The organism is Microbacterium sp. zg-Y1090 (assembly GCF_030246945.1).
GTDB classification, from domain to species: Bacteria; Actinomycetota; Actinomycetes; order Actinomycetales; family Microbacteriaceae; genus Microbacterium; species Microbacterium wangruii.
The window spans coordinates 2967030-2983447 of record NZ_CP126742.1 but is presented as its reverse complement, the minus strand read 5'-3'; the positions used below and the strand labels follow the sequence as shown (position 1 = coordinate 2983447).

Annotated in this window: 20 protein-coding genes; 14 read left to right on the top strand and 6 right to left on the bottom strand. The window is 71.3% G+C overall.

The genetic code is table 11. From position 1 onward, the window contains the following. Positions 1–49: 49 nt before the first annotated feature. The 4 genes from QNO26_RS13970 to QNO26_RS13955 all read right to left on the bottom strand — a co-directional run bounded on the left by QNO26_RS13970 (position 50) and on the right by QNO26_RS13955 (position 2950). Complete coding sequence (locus QNO26_RS13970) at positions 50–325, bottom strand: hypothetical protein (RefSeq protein ID WP_257533831.1); 276 nt, start codon at positions 323–325, stop codon at positions 50–52. Next, on the bottom strand, positions 322–705 hold the full coding sequence (gene fliS, locus QNO26_RS13965; protein WP_257533830.1) for a flagellar export chaperone FliS: 384 nt from the start codon (positions 703–705) through the stop codon (positions 322–324). Before fliS ends, QNO26_RS13970 begins: the two co-directional genes overlap by 4 nt. Then, positions 702–2087, bottom strand: coding sequence for a flagellar filament capping protein FliD (fliD, locus tag QNO26_RS13960; RefSeq protein ID WP_257533829.1), 1386 nt, complete (start codon positions 2085–2087; stop codon positions 702–704). Before fliD ends, fliS begins: the two co-directional genes overlap by 4 nt. An 83-nt stretch (positions 2088–2170) precedes the next feature. Next, entirely contained in the window at positions 2171–2950 is a 780-nt protein-coding gene (locus QNO26_RS13955) for a sigma-70 family RNA polymerase sigma factor (RefSeq protein WP_257533828.1), read from the bottom strand. A 233-nt stretch (positions 2951–3183) separates the two neighbouring features. On the opposite strand from QNO26_RS13955, the gene QNO26_RS13950 reads away from it, so the two are divergent. From QNO26_RS13950 to fliW, 4 genes are read left to right on the top strand one after another with little or no spacing between them, the layout of a single operon-like run. Then, on the top strand, positions 3184–3645 hold the full coding sequence (locus QNO26_RS13950; RefSeq protein ID WP_257533827.1) for a flagellar protein FlgN: 462 nt from the start codon (positions 3184–3186) through the stop codon (positions 3643–3645). An 8-nt stretch (positions 3646–3653) separates the two neighbouring features. After that, positions 3654–5057, top strand: a complete 1404-nt coding sequence (gene flgK / locus QNO26_RS13945; RefSeq protein WP_257533826.1) for a flagellar hook-associated protein FlgK — start codon at positions 3654–3656, stop codon at positions 5055–5057. 26 nt (positions 5058–5083) lie between these two features. Continuing rightward, on the top strand, positions 5084–5953 hold the full coding sequence (locus tag QNO26_RS13940; protein WP_257533825.1) for a flagellin N-terminal helical domain-containing protein: 870 nt from the start codon (positions 5084–5086) through the stop codon (positions 5951–5953). Beyond that, positions 5950–6321 carry a flagellar assembly protein FliW gene (fliW, locus tag QNO26_RS13935; RefSeq protein ID WP_257533824.1) on the top strand — a complete coding sequence of 124 codons (372 nt, stop codon included), beginning with the start codon at positions 5950–5952 and terminating at the stop codon, positions 6319–6321. Before QNO26_RS13940 ends, fliW begins: the two co-directional genes overlap by 4 nt. Before the next feature lie 24 nt (positions 6322–6345). Here the strand turns inward: fliW and QNO26_RS13930 are convergent, their stop codons facing one another. After that, the gene (locus QNO26_RS13930) at positions 6346–7410 is read right to left on the bottom strand and encodes a sugar-transfer associated ATP-grasp domain-containing protein (protein ID WP_257533823.1); all 1065 of its coding nucleotides are present in this window, start codon (positions 7408–7410) and stop codon (positions 6346–6348) included. 96 nt (positions 7411–7506) lie between these two features. Next, complete coding sequence (locus QNO26_RS13925; RefSeq protein ID WP_257533822.1) at positions 7507–8382, bottom strand: flagellin N-terminal helical domain-containing protein; 876 nt, start codon at positions 8380–8382, stop codon at positions 7507–7509. A gap of 174 nt (positions 8383–8556) precedes the next feature. Here QNO26_RS13925 and QNO26_RS13920 point away from each other — a divergent pair, with 174 nt between their 5' ends. The 10 genes from QNO26_RS13920 to rpmG all read left to right on the top strand — a co-directional run bounded on the left by QNO26_RS13920 (position 8557) and on the right by rpmG (position 16415). Continuing rightward, positions 8557–9540 (top strand): metal ABC transporter solute-binding protein, Zn/Mn family, encoded by a 984-nt coding sequence (locus tag QNO26_RS13920; protein WP_257638540.1) that lies wholly within the window; start codon positions 8557–8559, stop codon positions 9538–9540. Beyond that, entirely contained in the window at positions 9537–10370 is an 834-nt protein-coding gene (locus QNO26_RS13915) for a metal ABC transporter ATP-binding protein (protein WP_257533820.1), read from the top strand. Before QNO26_RS13920 ends, QNO26_RS13915 begins: the two co-directional genes overlap by 4 nt. Continuing rightward, the gene (locus QNO26_RS13910; protein ID WP_257638539.1) at positions 10367–11236 is read left to right on the top strand and encodes a metal ABC transporter permease; all 870 of its coding nucleotides are present in this window, start codon (positions 10367–10369) and stop codon (positions 11234–11236) included. Before QNO26_RS13915 ends, QNO26_RS13910 begins: the two co-directional genes overlap by 4 nt. A gap of 65 nt (positions 11237–11301) precedes the next feature. Beyond that, positions 11302–11739: a Fur family transcriptional regulator gene (locus tag QNO26_RS13905; RefSeq protein WP_257533818.1), complete on the top strand. Its 438-nt coding sequence runs from the start codon at positions 11302–11304 to the stop codon at positions 11737–11739. Then, entirely contained in the window at positions 11736–12779 is a 1044-nt protein-coding gene (locus QNO26_RS13900) for a permease (RefSeq protein WP_257533817.1), read from the top strand. The genes QNO26_RS13905 and QNO26_RS13900 overlap by 4 nt, the downstream gene beginning before the upstream one ends. Then, complete coding sequence (locus tag QNO26_RS13895; RefSeq protein ID WP_257638538.1) at positions 12772–13647, top strand: TIGR03943 family putative permease subunit; 876 nt, start codon at positions 12772–12774, stop codon at positions 13645–13647. Before QNO26_RS13900 ends, QNO26_RS13895 begins: the two co-directional genes overlap by 8 nt. Beyond that, on the top strand, positions 13637–15094 hold the full coding sequence (locus QNO26_RS13890; RefSeq protein WP_257638537.1) for a hypothetical protein: 1458 nt from the start codon (positions 13637–13639) through the stop codon (positions 15092–15094). Before QNO26_RS13895 ends, QNO26_RS13890 begins: the two co-directional genes overlap by 11 nt. After that, on the top strand, positions 15091–15774 hold the full coding sequence (locus QNO26_RS13885) for a DNA-3-methyladenine glycosylase (protein WP_257638536.1): 684 nt from the start codon (positions 15091–15093) through the stop codon (positions 15772–15774). The genes QNO26_RS13890 and QNO26_RS13885 overlap by 4 nt, the downstream gene beginning before the upstream one ends. A 234-nt stretch (positions 15775–16008) precedes the next feature. After that, positions 16009–16245 (top strand): 50S ribosomal protein L28, encoded by a 237-nt coding sequence (gene rpmB / locus QNO26_RS13880; protein ID WP_257494552.1) that lies wholly within the window; start codon positions 16009–16011, stop codon positions 16243–16245. Continuing rightward, positions 16245–16415, top strand: a complete 171-nt coding sequence (gene rpmG, locus QNO26_RS13875; protein WP_005051772.1) for a 50S ribosomal protein L33 — start codon at positions 16245–16247, stop codon at positions 16413–16415. The genes rpmB and rpmG overlap by 1 nt, the downstream gene beginning before the upstream one ends. The last annotated feature ends 3 nt before the right edge of the window (positions 16416–16418 follow it).

Here is a 16418-nt window from a genome sequence, read left to right as displayed (position 1 = left end):
GTGAGCGTTCCTCGCTCAGGGGGTTCTATCGGCCGTCGTGTCCGGTGCGTTAGCCGTCGCGGTCGACATAAGCCGCCGCGTCTTCGCGCAGCGGGGGAACCATGCCGATCGCGTCGAGGTGCGCGCGGGTCGCCGCCAGCTCCGTGCGCAGTTGTGCCATGCGCTCCTGCTGCCGTGCCACGAGGCGGTTCGCGCGCGCGACGAGGTCGGCGGGCAGCGGCGTAGCCTTCAGGATCGGGTCCCAGGGGGCGGCGTCGTGGGCGTCGGCGTCGAGGTCCCGTTCGAAGCGCTCCAGCAGCTCCAGCCAGGAGGCGTCCGACCTCACGGCTGGGGAGCCATCGCTGCCGCGGCCGCGTGCCAGGCCTCGTGCAGGGGCGCGATGAGGTCACGGCATTCCCGTGTGCGCTCCGGGTCACGGGCGATGTTGGCGCCGATCAGCGTGCGGATGAGGTACGCGTAGACCGCCTGCAGTTCTGTGCTGCCCGCCCAGCCGGCGGAGAGGGAGGACGACAGTTCGTTCACGATGCTCTGGGCATGCTGCAGCTCGCTGTTCGCCGTGACCCAGTCGCCGGCCCGCTGCGCGGTCTCGGCACGGGCCACGTCGAGCAGCAGGCGGTCGTACAGCATGGTGACCAGTCGCTGCGGACTCGCCGAGAGGATCGCCTCCTCGCGGTACCGCTGCTGTGCCCGCAGGGCCGCGCTCATGAGCCGCTCCGGTTGGACGAGGGCAGGCTTGCCAGCTGCGACGTCAGGTACGACGACTGCGACTGCAGTCGCGCCAGCATGGTCTCGAGCGAGGCGTAGGTGCGTTCCAGTGACGCGCGGCGCTGATCGAGTCGCAGGTCCCACCGCTCGAGCTGGCCGGACATGCGGGTGACTTCGCTCTCCTGCCCGGTGATGCGGGCGGTGAGGAGGCCGTCGTACTTGTCGGAGTACTGCGACGCGACCTGCTGCACGCGGGCGGCGACGCCGGCGAACAAGGCCTCTGCTGCCGCCGGATCGGCGTCGACGGCGGCTCGGAACTTCTTCTCGTCGAAGGAGAGCACGCCGTAGCGGTCGATCGAGACGCCGATCGTCGAGGGCGAGACCCCGTCGACGGGGAACTGCACCGCGTCGCTGAGAGCCTGGCGCAGCGCGCGCACCGTGCTGTCGCCTGTGAAGACGCCCAGCGTCGTGGTGCCGCCGGCGCTGCCGGGCGTGGTCGCCGCGGAGCCTTTGGCGATGCCGGCCAGCATGGCGGCGATCTGCGAGACGAATCCGCCGGCCGCGGTGGCGCGCGCTGCCGGGTCGGTGGCGACCGTGAGCGACACGGGGGCATCGGTGGCTCGGGCCACGGTGACGTCGACCCCGGCGAACAGGTCGGTGAAGGTGTTCTTGGGTGACGTCACGGCCTGCTCGGCCGCGGTTCCGGCCCACAGCCGCACCTGGGCGTCCTGGCCCTGCGTGACGACCGCCGCCCCCGGCTGCGTGGCGAGGTCGGTGGAGGTCCCGGCGGCCACGGCGGCGGCGTCGCCGAGGTGGATGCGGAAGACGCTCTGGGAGCCGGTCTCGGTCGCCGTGAGCTGCAGGCGGGACAGCGGCTGCCCATCCGCGGTCACGCCGGCGGCCACCGCCGACGCGACGATGCCGGCGCCGGCGGTGCTGAGCGCACGGGCCACGTCGGCGGGCGCGGAGGACAGGGGGCGCACCTCGATCAGATCCCCGGCGGCGGTCTCGACGGTGAAGACGAGGGGCTGGTCGGGGAACGCGGTGACGGCCTGACTGACCACGGTGTGCGCCGCAGCCGTGCGGTCGACGACGATCTGCGTCGAGACGGCGGCGGAGCCGGGTGCTGCTGTCAGAGTGACCGAGTCGTGCGAGCTGGTGACCTTCACCTGCGCCGTCGCCCCGGCGCCCCCGGCATCCTTCGCCGTCGTCACGAGCTTCTGCAGCGCGGTGTTCAGCGATTGCAGCTGCGAGATGACGGCGCGCCGGTCGTCGGACTTCGCGCTGAGCAGCGTGCGGGGAATCGCCTCGACGTCCATGAGGGCGTCGATGATGGCCGTGGTGTCCAGGCCAGAGGCGAGGCCGTCGAACGAGAGACCCATCCGCTCCCCTTCCTGTCGCAGGTGCGGACCGCCCGGCAGGCCCGAGCGTCCGCAGACTCCTATCGGCAGGGGGAGCGCGGGCGTTAGACGCGGGCCGGAACTCTCGTGGCCGAGGGGGAGCCGATGCGGGAGAAGTACGCGTCGCGGGTCGTCTCGGACACGCGGGAAGTGGGCGCGGCGTCGCCGTCGAGGTGGAAGCGCTCCATGGCGTCGCGCAGCAGGCGCACGGCCTCGGCGCGCTGCTGTGACACGGCGGAGTGCGAGACGCCCAGCTCTTCCGCGATCTGCTTGACCGGCCGCTCGTCGATGTACACCGCCTGGATGATGGCGCGCATCCGATCGGGCAGGGCCGCCACGGCGCGGGTGAGGATCTCCCGCCGCTCGCGCAGCGTGGCCGACTCTTCGGGCAGGGCGATGTCCGAGGGCACGGCGAGCACGGACGCATCGTCGAGGCTCGTGACCGTGCGGGCCGCGTCGTCGAGCGATTCGAGCACGGTTTCGCGCGGAAGTCCCGCGGCCGTGGCGATCTCGTCGGGAGTGGCCGTGCGACCGAGCGCCGCCGTCAGGGTGTCACGGACGGCCGTGACCTCCTTGATGCGCTTGCGGATGCCACGGGTGGCCCAGTCCATGGATCGCATCTCGTCGGCGAAGGCACCGAGGATGCGGCGGCGCGCATACGCTCCGAACGGCACGCCCAGGGTGGGGTCGAACGCTGCGGCGGCCGTGACGAGGGCAAGGGCGCCCACCGCGGCGAGCTCCTCCTGCGGCACGTGCGTGGCGCGCGAATGCACCTCACGGGCCAGGTATCCCGCCAATGGAAGATTCTCTTCGATGAGACGGTTACGCTCTGCGTGGCCCGACATAGGTGCAGTGTGCTTTCTCGCTGTGTTCGGTCTCGCGGCCCTGGGGGAGCCGCCGGCGCTGAGGTCCGGAGACCTTGATGAGAAATCTCTCATGTAATTCGGGATAACGCTATGGTCGAAACGGCCGATAGAACAAAATGGCCGACCACGGGCGGAGATTTCACTGGGGTGAGTCGCCCGCGGATGGAACAACGTCTGGGGAGAGGGAGAACGTGGGCGCCAATGAGCTGTCCATGCAGTTGTGGCAGGAGCGGGAGCTGCTTGAGCTGCTGATCTTCAAACTCGAGGAGCAGCGACTGCTCCTCGAGGCGGGGAGCATGCGCTGGATCCACTTCGCCAGCAGGGAGGTCGAGCAGGTGCTCGAGCGCCTGCGGGTGTCGGGGATCGGCCGCGACGTCGAAGTCGCGGCGGTGGCACGGGAGTGGGGAGTGCCGGAGGTCACCACCCTGTCGGGACTGGTGAGCGCCGCTCCCACCGACGCGTGGCGCGAGGTCTTCGCCGAGCATCGGGTGGCCCTGACCGCCTGCATGTCGGAGATCGCGCAGCTGAAGGATTCCAACGAGGGGTACCTCCGGGCGGCGGCCCGCGCCGTCGATGAGACCCTCGCCAGTCTCGCCGCGAGCACGGGCGAATACACCACGCACGGTGAACGGGCGCGTGAAGACACCGCCCGCATCGTGGACAAGGAGATGTAGAGGACAGCATGTCGACATTCAGTGGATTGGGCACGGCTGCCAGCGCGCTGGCAGCCGCACGACGGGGCATCGACCTGGTCGGGCAGAACGTCGCGAACCAGACCACACAGGGCTACACCCGCCAGCGGCTGGAGACCTCCTCGGTCGTCCCCCCGGCCGTCTCGGGCAGGTTCAGCACGGGTGTGCAGCCCGGGCAGGGCGTGTCGATCGACGGAATCTCGCGACTGGGCGACGCCGTGCTCGACGCGCGCGTGCGCGACACGCTGGCATCCTCGGGCTACTGGTCGACGAAGGCCATCGCGGCGCTGACGGCGGAGGCCGCCCTCGCCGAGCCCACCGAGAACGGCATCGCCGACCGGCTGTCGCAGTTCTGGGCGGGGTGGCAGGACCTGTCCAACTCGCCCGATTCCACCGCCGCGGCCGCCGTTGTGCTGACCGGTGCCGAGGCCCTCGCCGCGCGCATCGCCGACGGCTACCGTGCGGTCGCGGGTCAGTGGTCCAGCGCGAGGGGATCCGTCGACGGCATGGTCGCGCAGATCAACGCCACCGCCGGCGAGGTCGCGCAGCTGAACGCCTCGATCCGTGACGCCGCCGCATCCGGGGGATCGCTCAATGAGCTCGTCGACCGGCGCAACCTGCTCGCCCAGACCGTGTCGCGCCTCTCCGGCGCTGTCGGCACGGTCGAGGCCGATGGCACCATGACGCTCCGCCTGGACGGCAACGCCCTGGTGTCGGGCGACAAGGCGCGCGTGCTGACGGTCGACGGTCCGTCGTCGATCGAGGCCGGCCGGCCCACGGTCTTGTCCTGGGAGGGCTCGTTCGCGGTGAATATCGCCAGCGGAGAGCTGGGCGGGATGCTGGCCGTGCTGGCACCGGCCGACCAGGGCGGCGTGCTGGCCGGTCTCGCCGCATCGCACAACGACCTCGCCACCTCGCTGGCCACCGCGCTGAATGCCCAGCATCGCGCCGGTGCGACCTCGGGTGGGGCTCCCGGCGGCGATTTCTTCGCGCTCTCCGCCGGCGGACCCGCGGCGCTCGGCTTGACCGTGGTGCCCCAGGGGCGTACCGACCTGGCGCTCGCGGCGCCCGGCGGTGGCGCGCTGGACGGCACCAACGCCGACGCGATGTGGGCGATCAGCCGTCGCCCCGACGGACCCGACGCCCTCTGGGGCGACGTCGTTTCGCGGTTCGCGGTCGCGACGGCCGCGGATGCCGGACGGGCAGAGCGCGCCGAGACCGGTGCGGTGGCCGCAGCCGTCGCCCAGCAGTCCGTGGCCGGCGTCGACAACGACGAGGAGACGCTCAACCTGCTCACCTACCAGACCGCCTATCAGGCCGCCGCGCGCGTGCTCACCGCCGTCGACGAAGCGCTCGACGTGCTCATCAACCGCACCGGCCTCGTCGGCCGCTGACATCAGGAGCCGCCATGATCGGTCGCGTGACCTCACAGACCATGTCCCAGACGGCCATGCGCCATCTGCAGGGCGGGCTGAGCGAACTCGCCCGGCTGCAGTCGCAGGCCACGTCTCAGCGGGCCTTCGCCGCGCCGTCGGAGGACCCGACCGCCGCAGCGGCCGTGCTGGACGTGCACGCGGCGCAGCGGCGCACCGCACAGTTCTCCCGGAACATCGACGACGGCCTCGCGTGGGTCACGACCGTCGACAACGCCATCAGCGCCTCCACCGCGCTGCTCGGACGGGTGCGTGACCTCACGGTGCAGGGCGCCAACTCGGGCGCCATGGACGCGACCTCGCGCGAGGCGATCGCCGTCGAGCTGGCGGGCATCCGCGACGAGCTCCTGGCTCAGGCGAACACCGATCTGCGAGGACGTTCAGTGTTCGCCGGCACGTCGGACGCGCGAGCCTTCGCCGCGGACTACTCCTTCAGCGGGGTGCCCGGATCCGAGGTGCGCCGCCGCGTCTCCGACGGCGAGACGGTGCGGGTGGACGCGGACGGAGGGCAGGTCTTCGGCACAGGAGCGGACTCGGTGTTCGCCCTCGTCGACCAGATCGCCGCGGACCTGCGCGCGGGCGTGAACGTGGGCGCCCGGCTCGGCCAGATCGATCAGCACGTGAACACTATGCTCGGGGTGCAGGGTGCCGTCGGCGCCCGACAGTCGCAGATCGAGCGGGCGAAGGAGGCGACCTTGGATTCCACGGTCACGCTCGAGGCGCGTCGCGCCGCAGTGGAGGATGTCGACACGGTGGAGGTCCTGGTGAAGCTGCAAGCCCAGGAGCTCGTGTACCGATCGGCTCTGGCGGTGACGGGGCGCGTCCTGCAACCGACCCTGATGGACTTCCTGCGATGACCGTCGCGCTGCGGTTCGGCGCCCCGCCTCCCGGGCTCGCTCCGCACACGGCGTTCGAGCTCGATCCGGTCGAGGGCTCCGCCGCACTGTTCGCGATGTGGTCCGTCGACGATCCAGCAGTGCGTCTGTTCCTCGTCGATCCCCGCGACGTCGTCCCCGACTATGCGCCCGTGCTCTCCGACGCACAGGCCGGCCGCCTCGGGCTCACGTCGGCCGGCGATGCGCAGCTGCTCCTCGTCGCGCAGATGACCGACGAGGGCGTGGGGGTCAACCTGTTGGCGCCGGTGGTGCTGAACCGTCGCACCGGCGACGCCGCTCAGGTCATCCTCGAGGGGCAGGATCTGCCCGTGCGGGCCATCCTGAACTGAGCGCGGGGAGGTGCGCGACGCCGCTCAGGCGGCCACGCGCTCGCCGGTGCGATGCCGCGAGACGGGCTTCGCCGCGCCGATCGCGGTGAGGTAACGGTCCTTGTGGCCCGTGCGGATGCCGGTGGCGCTGGGCTTGTTCTCGTACACGCCCGCGGCCCAGTTGCCTTCGACGAGCACCGGCCCGTGGGCGGTGACGGCGATGTCCCAGCCGACGTAGCGCACCTGGGGGACCACGCGTGCGACGCGATCCACGAAGGCGACCACTTCGTCGAACCTCGGGAGCTCGAAGTCCGAGATGCGCACGCCGCTGTCGGGGTGTGTCTCGTACACGCGGTTGCAGGAGTCGTAACCCGCGCCGGTGGCCCGCCCACGCTCGTCGAGCATCGCGTAGAACCCGCCGAATGTGTTCTGGTCGCTCACCGCGCCCCGGCCGAATTTCTGCGCCATCGCGAGGATGTGGGTGGTCTCACCGTCGAAGAATGCGGTGACGCGGGTGGTGTTGACGGTGCCGGCGCAGAGGGCGGCCAGGTCTTCGTGCTGGCGGATGACCTCTTCGACGAGGATCTCACCCCGCGCGAGCAGCCCCCGGTGGAATGCCGACCAGTCGGTCACGGCGTCGGTGTGGTAGCGGTGCACGCCCCGGCCCTGGTGGCCGAGCGGCTCCTTGGTGACGATCACGCCGTGCCTGTCGGCGAAGGCGCGCAGCTCGTCTGCGTTGTCCTCGCGCAGCACCAGCCACTCCCGCTGCAGATGCGCATCGAACACGCGGTTGAACTCGACCTTGTCGTGGAAGACGTGCCGGTAGGCGGGGTCGTCGAAGGTGAGGGACAAGCGGTTCGAGACCGGGTTGGTCATGTACGTGGCGCGCTCCTCGCGGGTGAGGATCGCGAAGTCGTAGTCGATGTAGTCCTGGAACCCGACGCCGTGGACGCCGGCCTCCCACATCATGTCGGCGGCGACCGCGACCGGATTGCGGTCGTGGCGGGCACCCGCCGCGCGTGCCCGCGTCCACAGGGATGCCGCATCGAGCCGCATCGCCCGCCCGGCGAGGTAGCGCAGGCGGGGGGCGAGGTGCGGAACGGATGTCATCTTCTACTCCTGTGTGCGTTTTCGTGGGGTGATGACCGCCCCTCATCAGAAGGAGCCCCGAGCCACTCGGCGCGGGGCTCCTTCAGTGATGAGCGATCAGCGCAGCAGCTGCAGAACGCCCTGCGTCGACTGGTTCGCCTGCGCGAGCATGGCGGTGCCGGCCTGCGACAGGATGTTTGCAGCGGTGTACTTGACCATCTCCGACGCCATGTCGGTGTCGGTGATGCGGCTCTTCGCGGCCGACAGGTTCTCGGCCGAGACGGCGAGGCTGTTGATGGTCGACTCCATGCGGTTCTGCGCCGCACCGAGGTCGGCGCGAGAGGTCGAGACCTTCTCGATCGCCGTGTCGATCGCCGTGATCGCCAGTGCCGCGTTGACGGCCGAGTCGAACTTGAAGTTCGTCGCGTCCGGCGTGTGCGTCGAAGAGGCGGTGTCCGCGCCGTAGGTGATGGCGGTGATGGATGCCAGCGCATCCTTCAGGTCCGCCGTGGCGACGGTGATCTGCGACGAGGCCTCGCCGTTGGCGCCGACCTGGAAGCTCAGCGCGTCGCCGCCCTTCAGCAGGCTGATGCCGTTGAAGTTCGTCGAGTCCGCGATGCGAACCAGCTCATCGGTCAGCTGGGTGACCTCGGTCTGGATCGCGGTGCGCGACTCGGCGTTGTTCGAGCCGTTGCCGGCCTGCACCGCGAGGTCACGCATGCGCTGGAGGATCGAGTGGACCTCCGTCAGGGCGCCTTCTGCGGTCTGGATGACCGAGATGCCGTCCTGGGCGTTGCGCTGGGCGACGTTGAGGCCGTTGACCTGGGACTTCAGTCCCTCGGAGATCGCGAGGCCGGCGGCGTCGTCCGCAGCACGGTTGATGCGCAGACCGCTCGAGAGCTTCTCGAGCGACTTCGACAGGTCGTTCTGCGTGCTGGACAGGTTGCGGTAGGCGTTGAGCGCCGACACGTTGGTGGTGATCTGCATTCCCATGGTGTTCCTCCGTGAGTGGGGATCGTGCGGGGCCCGTCCTGGACCCCGGAGTCCGTCCGTGGACTCCTGGAATCTCCTATCGGCCGGATGCGAGGGCGCGTTAGTCGCGGGGTACGCGAATCTCGGGACCCGCCAAGTTGAGAACGATTATCAGTAGCGCATAGACTCGTTCCCATGATCCGCAAGACCTTCTCCGTCGCCGCGCTCGGCGCCGCCTCTCTGCTCGTGCTCGCCGGCTGCGCCGGCACCGGGGGCGAGCAGGACGACGCGTCCGGCAGCGGCGTGCTGCAGGTCGTGGCATCCACGAGCGTCTGGGCGCAGATCGCCGAGGAGATCGGCGGGGATGCCGTGGACGTCACCGCCATCGTGTCGTCGACCGCGCAGGACCCTCACGCCTACGAGGCCAGCGCCCGCGACCAGCTCGCCGTCCAGCGCGCCGACCTCATCATCGAGAACGGCGGCGGCTACGACCCCTTCATCGACGCCCTGATCGAGGCGAGCGGGTCGGATGCCCCCGTGATCACCGCCGTGCGCGAGTCGGCCGAGTGGCCGGACGACGCCGGGCACGACGAGGCCGACGACGCCGATCACGATCACGATCACGATCACGATCACGACCACGACCACGTCAAGGGCTTCAACGAGCACGTCTGGTACGACCCGCACACCGTGGAGCACGTGGCGGAGGCGATCGCCGACGCGCTCACCGACCTGCGCCCCGACGACGCCGCCGTCTTCCAGGACAACCTGGCCGGCTTCGCCGACGGCATCGAAGGGCTCGAGGCCGACCTGGCCGACCTGGCCGCAGCCCACAACGGCGAAGGCGCCTTCGTCACCGAGCCGGTCGCCGCGTATCTGGCCGCCGCCGCCGGACTCGTCGACCGCACCCCCGCCGCCTTCAGCGAAGCGGTGGAGGAGGGGCAGGACGTGCCCCCCGCGACACTGCTCGAGGCGCTGGACATCCTCGCTTCCGGTGACGTGGCCGTGGTCGTGGTGAACGCGCAGACCGGCGGCGCCGAGACGACGCAGATCATCGACGCCGCGGCATCCGACGGGCTCCCGATCGTGGAGATGACCGAGACGCTCCCGGACGACACGACGTACATTGAGTGGATGCAGGACAACATCGCCGCTCTCGCCGCGGCGCTGGACGCGTGAGCGGCTCCGCGTCGGCCGCCACGCCGCCGCTGCGCATCCGCGGGGCGGCCCTGCGCCGCGACGGCCGCGACCTGTGGTCGGGGCTCGACCTCGAGGTGCAGCCGGGCGAGCTGCTGGCCGTACTCGGCCCGAGCGGCTCGGGAAAGACCACCCTGCTGCGGGCGATCCTCGGACTGGAGTCTCTCAGCGCGGGGCGCATCGAGGCGCTCGGCCGGCCGGTGCAGCGCCGCGGCAACCGCGCCATCGGCTACATCCCGCAGCAGCGCCCGCTGCCGCCGGAGACCCCCCTGCGGGGTCGTGACCTCGTCGCCCTCGGAATCGACGGCCACCGCTTCGGGCTGCCGATCCCGCGCCGCGGCGACCGCGCCCGTGTGGACGCGCTCGTCGACGCCGTCGGCGCCCGCGCGTTCGCCGACCGGCCGGTCGGGCTGCTTTCCGGAGGTGAGCAGCAGCGGCTGCGCGTCGGGCAGGCCCTGGCCGACGACCCCCGGCTGCTGCTGTGCGACGAGCCCTTGACCAGCCTGGACCTCGCCAACCAGCAGGCGGTCGTCGGGCTCATCGACGCCCACCGGAGGCGGACGGATGCCGCGGTGCTGCTGGTCACCCATGACATCAACCCGGTGCTGTCGGCGGTCGACCGCATCCTCTACATCGCTGGCGGGCGCTTCACCCTGGGAAGCCCCGAGGACGTTCTCACCTCGCGCGTGCTCACCGACCTGTACGGCGCACCCGTCGAGGTGCTGCGGGCGGGCGGCCGGCTCGTCGTGGTCGGCGCACCGGATGCCGAAGACTCCCACCACCACCATCACCACGACGAGGCCGGCGCATGAACTGGGACGACATCGGCGACGCCCTCTTCGGCGGGCTGGGGGAGTACGGCGCGATCCTCGGTCTCGTGCAGAACTCGGTGTGGGCGGGGGCGGTGCTGGGCCTCGTCGGCGGTCTCATCGGCGTGTTCGTCATGCAGCGCGACATGGCCTTCGCCGTGCACGGCATCAGCGAGCTGTCGTTCGCCGGCGCCGCCGCGGCCCTCCTCATCGGGGTCGACGTCGTGACCGGCTCGATCGTGGGCTCCCTCATCGCCGCGGCCATCATCGGCGGCCTCGGCGCCCGCGCCCGCGACCGCAACTCGATCATCGGCGTGCTCATGCCGTTCGGCCTCGGCCTCGGCATCCTCTTCCTGTCGCTGTACGACGGGCGCAGCGCCAACCGCTTCAGCCTGCTGACCGGCCAGATCGTCTCGGTGCAGTCCGGCCAGCTGGGGTGGCTGATCGTGATCGGCGCCGCGGTGCTGGTGGGGCTCCTCCTCATCTGGCGCCCGCTGCGCTTCGACTCGCTCGACCCGCAGTCCGCCGCCGCACGCGGGGTGCCCACCACTGCGGTGTCGCTGGCGTTCATGCTGCTTCTCGGGCTGATCGTGGCCGTCGCGGTGCACATCATCGGCGCGCTGCTGGTGATGGCGCTGCTGGTGACTCCGGCGGCCGCCGCGATGCGGGTCAGCAGTGGTCCCCTCGCCGTGCCGCTGCTGGCGGCGCTGTTCGGGGTGGCCTCCGCCGTCGGCGGCATCCTGCTGGCGGTCATGGGAACCCTGCCGGTGAGTCCCTACATCACCACGATCTCGTTCCTCATCTACCTCGTCTGCCGCGTCGTCGGCACCCGCCGCGGCCGCGTGCAGCGGTTGCGTGCCGCCGGCTGAGCGCCGCCGGCTGCGCGCCGCCCCTCTCAGCCGTCGCCGAAGCCCACCGCCCTAGAATCGGAGCCATGGCCCAGCGGAACACCTGGCAGCGCGAGCGCGTGCGCGACGCGCTCGCCGAGGCGCCCGGCTTCGTCAGCGCGCAGGCGCTGCACGCCACGCTCCGCGACGAGAACACGGGCATCGGGCTGGCGACGGTCTACCGCGCACTGGCGGGCCTCGCCGCCGCCGGCGACGCCGACCAGCTGCAGAGCCCCGAGGGGGAGGCGCTCTACCGCGCCTGCAGCACCGACGGTCATCATCACCACCTCATCTGCCGGCGCTGCGGGCGCACCGTGGAGATCGCCGCGACCGATGTCGAGCAGTGGGCCCGCCGCACCGCCGCCCAGCATGGCTTCACGCAGGCGGAGCACGTCGTGGACATCTTCGGCCTGTGCGCCGCATGCACGACGGCCGATGCCACGCCCGCTGCCACGACGGTCGCCGCGCCGGAGGGGCGCCCATGACGAGCGCCCCCACCCGTCGCCGTACGTCGCGCTCGCCCCGCACCGCCCGACCGCGGCCGGAGCGCAGCACCCGGCTGCTGACCACTCTCGGCCTCGGTGCGCTGGTGGTCGCCGTGCTGCTCGTGGTCGCGGCGCTCGCGCCCGCCGAGACGCCGCTGCCCACGCGTGCGCAGGACGGGCTGACGCTGGCCATCAGCGTGCTGATCGAGTCGCTGCCCTTCGTCGTGCTGGGCGTGCTGCTGTCGATCGTCATCCAGGTGTGGCTGCCGCCGGGAGCCCTCGAGCGGTGGATGCCGCGGCGCGCCTGGGCGCGCAGGGCCGTGCTGTCGCTGCTCGGGATGCTGGTGCCGGTCTGCGAATGCGGCAACGTCCCGTTCGCCCGCGGACTGATGATGCGCGGGTTCAGCGTGCCCGAGACGATGACGTTCCTCATCGCGGCGCCGATCGTCAACCCGATCGTCATCATCACGACCCATCAGGCCTTCGGCTTCGACGACGGCATCCTGATCGCCCGACTCGTCGGCGGCTACCTCGTCGCGAACCTCATCGGCTGGATCTACAGCCGCCACCCCGACCCCGATGCCCTCGTCACCGACCGCTTCCGCGACACGTGCGAGCTCGCCGCCTTCGACACCGGCGGCCGCGGGCGCCGCAGCCTCGCCCAGTTCGTCGTCGAGCTGCGCGCCGTGATGCCCGCGCTCGTGATCGGCTCGGCCCTGGCCGGCGCGGTGCACGTGCTGGTGCCGCGGGAGGCGCTGCTGGCGATCGGGTCGAACCCCGCGCTGTCGATCGCGGTGATGATCGCGCTGGCGATGATCGTGTCGATCTGCTCCAACGTCGACGCCTTCTTCGCGCTGTCGTTCGCGTCGACGTTCACGCCCGGCGCGATCGTGGCGTTCCTCATCGTCGGTCCCATCGTCGATATCAAGATGCTGGCGCTGCTGCGCACGACCTTCCGCACCCGCGTGCTGGTCGGGGTGACCGTCGTCGTCGTGCTCTTCGCCTTCGCCCTGGGCTCGGGGGTGAACCTCTTTGCCTGACCGGACGCCGACGACGCACACCGATCCGCTCACCCGCGGGCAGGCGCTGCTCACGCGCTGGCTCGGCGTGGGACTGGCCGCGGCGCTCGCCGCCGTGACCGTCGTGCTGGCTGCGACCGGCCGCATCGGTCTCTACATCAACCCCGACACCGCCTGGTTCGCCGTCGCGTTCGCGATCGTCGCTCTCGTCGGCACCGTCGCCTCGTTCGCTCTGCCGCTCGGCGCCGAATCCGACCACGGGCACGACCACGGCTCCGAGGCCGCGGCCGGCGAATCGGCCGGCATCACCGACGCCGGCTCCGACGGCCGCGACGTCGAGTACGGCGGCCTCGATCTCGACCACGACGCCGTCGTCGCGGCCGGCTTCGGCCGCACCGCCGCGACGGCGGCCACGGTCGCGGGCGGTGTGCTGGCCACCGGCATCGTCGGTGCGATCCTCGTGCTGCCGCCCGCGTCGCTGTCGGCGGAGCTCGCCATGTCGCGCGACACCGGCGCGGCACCGCTGTTCCAGGGGACCGACGCCGTCGCGCTGGCCACGACCGGCGACACCGCCTCGTTCGGCGTGGGGGAGTGGGCCACGGTGTTCGCCGGAGCGACCAACCCCGATGCGTTCGAGGGAGACCCGGTGACCCTCACCGGCTTCGTCACCCCTGGTGAGGACGGCTTCGATCTCACCCGTCTGGTGATCACCCACTGCGTGATCGACGCCCAGCCTGCCAGCGTCCCGGTGACCGTGGGCGAACCCCCCGAGACCGGCCAGTGGGTGACGGTGCGCGGCACGGTGCGTGCCGACGCCGACGGCTCGCTCACGATCGCCGCCACCGAGGTCACCCCCATCGAGGAGCCGGAAGACCCGTATGAGTACTGACGGCCCCGGCACCCCCGACCCCGTCTCCGCCCCCACCCGCTCCCGCAGCGCTGACCGTCGCGCCCGCGGCGGCCGCAGCCGCGACCGCCGGCGCCGCGCGTTCACCACGGCGTTCGCCGTCGTCGTCGGCGCGCTGGTGCTCGTGGGCGCAGCCGGAGCGGGAGTGTCCGCCCTGCAGGGGCCGCGGGTCACCGGGGTGCAGTCCGATCCCGAGGCGGCGGTCGCGGCGTCCGGATCGCGCTTCATCATCACGACGAGCCGCTCGCTGCAGGAGGTCGACCCCTCGCAGGTGACCGTGACGCCGGCCACGCCGTTCACCGTCGACACCTCGGGGCGCAGCGTCGGCGTGCGCTTCACGCTGCCGCTGCACGACGACACCGAGTACACCGTGCGCATCGACGGGCTGCAGGCCGTCGGCGGCGGGCCGACCTCCGACGTGGTCGAGACGATGAAGACCCCGCCGCTCGAGATGTTCCTGCTGCGGCGCACTGCCGACGGCGACACCGTCTTCCGCACCGACCTCACCGGTGAGCAGGCGGTGCCGGTCTTCGAGCACCCGCACATCGAGGACTTCCGCGCCACTGCGACGCGGCTCGTGATGTCGGTCAGCGACGAGGGACAGGCCTCGCTCATCAGCACGGATCTGAACGGCGGCGACCAGATTCCGCTGCCGCTTCCGGGCGAGGGGCGGGTCACGAATCTGCAGAGCGCCGACCGCGGGGAGCTCATCGGCTACACCTACACCGCGGCCGACGTCGGCGCGGGCGGGGGCGCCGAGGCGGTGCTGTACACCACGTCGCTGAAGGAACCGGATGCCGATCCGGTCGCGATCGCCCTTCCCGGCGACGAGCAGCGCGTCGCCGACTGGCGCTTCGTGCCCGACAGCGAGTCGCTGCTGGCGCTCACCTTCGACGGCCGGCTCCTGCTGTCGGCGGCATCCGGGGCGGACGCGGTCGAGCTCGGCACCGCGATCGCGATCGACGGCATCGCCCGCGGCACGCCGCTTGCGGCGGTGGAACGCGTCGACGGTCTCGCGCTGATCGACCTGCGCGACGGCACCGAGAGCCCGCTGCCGCTCGCCCCGTCCGACACCCGCCCCGCCCTCGTGCTGCCGCTCCCCGGCGGCACGGGCACGCTGCAGACCACCACGACCTTCGACGGGCTCACCCCGGTGAGCACATCGGTGCAGGTGGTCGACCTCGACGGAACCGCGCGCCCGGTGTTCGAGACCCCCGGGTCCGATGCCGTGCTGCAGACCTGCGTGTCGCCGAGCGGCCGGTATGCGGCGGTGCTCGTCGCCCCGGACGTCGTCTCGAACCCCTACGACCTCTACGAGGTGCCGCTGCCCGAGCGCCTGGAGACGCACATCGTGACCCTCGACGACGGTGAGCCCGTGGTCGCGCTCACGGGATTCGACGCCTCATGGTGCCAGGTGCCGCCGCAATGACCGTTCGCCGCCCTGCGACCCGCGACGACATGGCGGCGCTCGCGCTGGAGGTCGCGCCGCGGCTGCTCGACGCCGTGCTCGAGGTGACCGTCGAGGGCGAGACGGTCGCGGTGCGGCTGACCGAGGTCGAGGCGTATCACGGCCGCGGCACCGGGGACGTGCCCGATCCAGGGTCCCACGCGCGCATGGGCCTCACCCCCCGCAACGCGACGATGTGGGGTGAGCCGGGGCACCTGTACGTCTACCTCAGTCACGGCATCCATTCGTGCGTCAACGTCGTCTGCGGACCCGAGGGGGTCGCCGGCGGTGTGTTGCTGCGCGGCGGAGAGATTGTCGAGGGCGTGGGTGCCGCGCGCCGCCGCCGACCCGCCGCGCGCGCCGACCGCGACCTCGCCCGCGGCCCGGGCCGCCTCGGCGACGCGGTGGGGCTGCGCCATCCGGTGCACGACGGCATCGACGTCATCACCGGGGAGTCCTGGCACGGTGCGGTGGCGCGCCTGCTGCTTCCCGTCGAGCCGGTCGCGGAGCCGGCGACGGGACCCCGTGTGGGGGTGGCCGGGCATGCCGGCACGGCGGCCTTCCCGTGGCGGTTCTGGATTCCGGGCGACCCGACGGTCTCGGCCTTCCGGTGGGGCCGCGGTGCCGGCCCGGCGCCCGCAGGCCCGGCGCCCGCGGTGTGATCTCGTCCGTGGTGACCCGGAGGAACCGAGCGCAGCGCCGGCCGACTCGGCAGCGGGCAAGGCCACAGGGATGCCGCGCGTCAAGGCGACACGCCCGTCCGTGCTAGACTGACTCTTCGTCTGCGCGCACTCCAGCACGCAGTTCGCGCCCTGCCACCGATTCTGGTGAACGGGGTGCAGACAAGGGATCTTGGGTGGCACCGTCCGGTGTCACGGTACTAAGGAGACATCACTATGGCAGCAGTGTGCCAGGTGACTGGAGCTGTTCCCGGCTTCGGTCACAACATCTCGCACTCGCACCGCCGGACGAAGCGCCGCTTCGACCCGAACGTGCAGAAGAAGACCTACTTCGTGCCCTCGCTCGGCCGGAAGATCACGATCAACGTGTCCGCTAAGGGCATGAAGGTCATCGACGTCCGCGGCATCGAGTCGGTTGTGAAGGACATGATCGCGAAGGGTGTGAAGCTCTGATGGCCAAGAAGGCTCAGGACGTCCGTCCGATCATCAAGCTGCGTTCGACCGCCGGCACGGGGTACACCTACGTGACGCGCAAGAACCGCCGCAACAACCCCGACCGCATCGTGCTCAAGAAGTACGACCCGGTGATCCGCAAGCACGTCGAATTCCGAGAGGAGCGTTGATCC

What these genes read in the sequence shown, in the direction of transcription:
- fliS (WP_257533830.1), bottom strand. Translation starts at nt 705, where the DNA reads ATGAGCGCGGCCCTGCGGGCACAGCAGCGGTACCGCGAGGAGGCGATC.
- fliD (WP_257533829.1), bottom strand. Translation starts at nt 2,087, where the DNA reads ATGGGTCTCTCGTTCGACGGCCTCGCCTCTGGCCTGGACACCACGGCC.
- QNO26_RS13955 (WP_257533828.1), bottom strand. Translation starts at nt 2,950, where the DNA reads ATGTCGGGCCACGCAGAGCGTAACCGTCTCATCGAAGAGAATCTTCCA.
- QNO26_RS13950 (WP_257533827.1), top strand. Translation starts at nt 3,184, where the DNA reads ATGCAGTTGTGGCAGGAGCGGGAGCTGCTTGAGCTGCTGATCTTCAAA.
- flgK (WP_257533826.1), top strand. Translation starts at nt 3,654, where the DNA reads ATGTCGACATTCAGTGGATTGGGCACGGCTGCCAGCGCGCTGGCAGCC.
- fliW (WP_257533824.1), top strand. Translation starts at nt 5,950, where the DNA reads ATGACCGTCGCGCTGCGGTTCGGCGCCCCGCCTCCCGGGCTCGCTCCG.
- QNO26_RS13930 (WP_257533823.1), bottom strand. Translation starts at nt 7,410, where the DNA reads ATGACATCCGTTCCGCACCTCGCCCCCCGCCTGCGCTACCTCGCCGGG.
- QNO26_RS13925 (WP_257533822.1), bottom strand. Translation starts at nt 8,382, where the DNA reads ATGGGAATGCAGATCACCACCAACGTGTCGGCGCTCAACGCCTACCGC.
- QNO26_RS13920 (WP_257638540.1), top strand. Translation starts at nt 8,557, where the DNA reads ATGATCCGCAAGACCTTCTCCGTCGCCGCGCTCGGCGCCGCCTCTCTG.
- QNO26_RS13910 (WP_257638539.1), top strand. Translation starts at nt 10,367, where the DNA reads ATGAACTGGGACGACATCGGCGACGCCCTCTTCGGCGGGCTGGGGGAG.
- QNO26_RS13905 (WP_257533818.1), top strand. Translation starts at nt 11,302, where the DNA reads ATGGCCCAGCGGAACACCTGGCAGCGCGAGCGCGTGCGCGACGCGCTC.
- QNO26_RS13900 (WP_257533817.1), top strand. Translation starts at nt 11,736, where the DNA reads ATGACGAGCGCCCCCACCCGTCGCCGTACGTCGCGCTCGCCCCGCACC.
- QNO26_RS13890 (WP_257638537.1), top strand. Translation starts at nt 13,637, where the DNA reads ATGAGTACTGACGGCCCCGGCACCCCCGACCCCGTCTCCGCCCCCACC.
- QNO26_RS13885 (WP_257638536.1), top strand. Translation starts at nt 15,091, where the DNA reads ATGACCGTTCGCCGCCCTGCGACCCGCGACGACATGGCGGCGCTCGCG.
- rpmB (WP_257494552.1), top strand. Translation starts at nt 16,009, where the DNA reads ATGGCAGCAGTGTGCCAGGTGACTGGAGCTGTTCCCGGCTTCGGTCAC.
- rpmG (WP_005051772.1), top strand. Translation starts at nt 16,245, where the DNA reads ATGGCCAAGAAGGCTCAGGACGTCCGTCCGATCATCAAGCTGCGTTCG.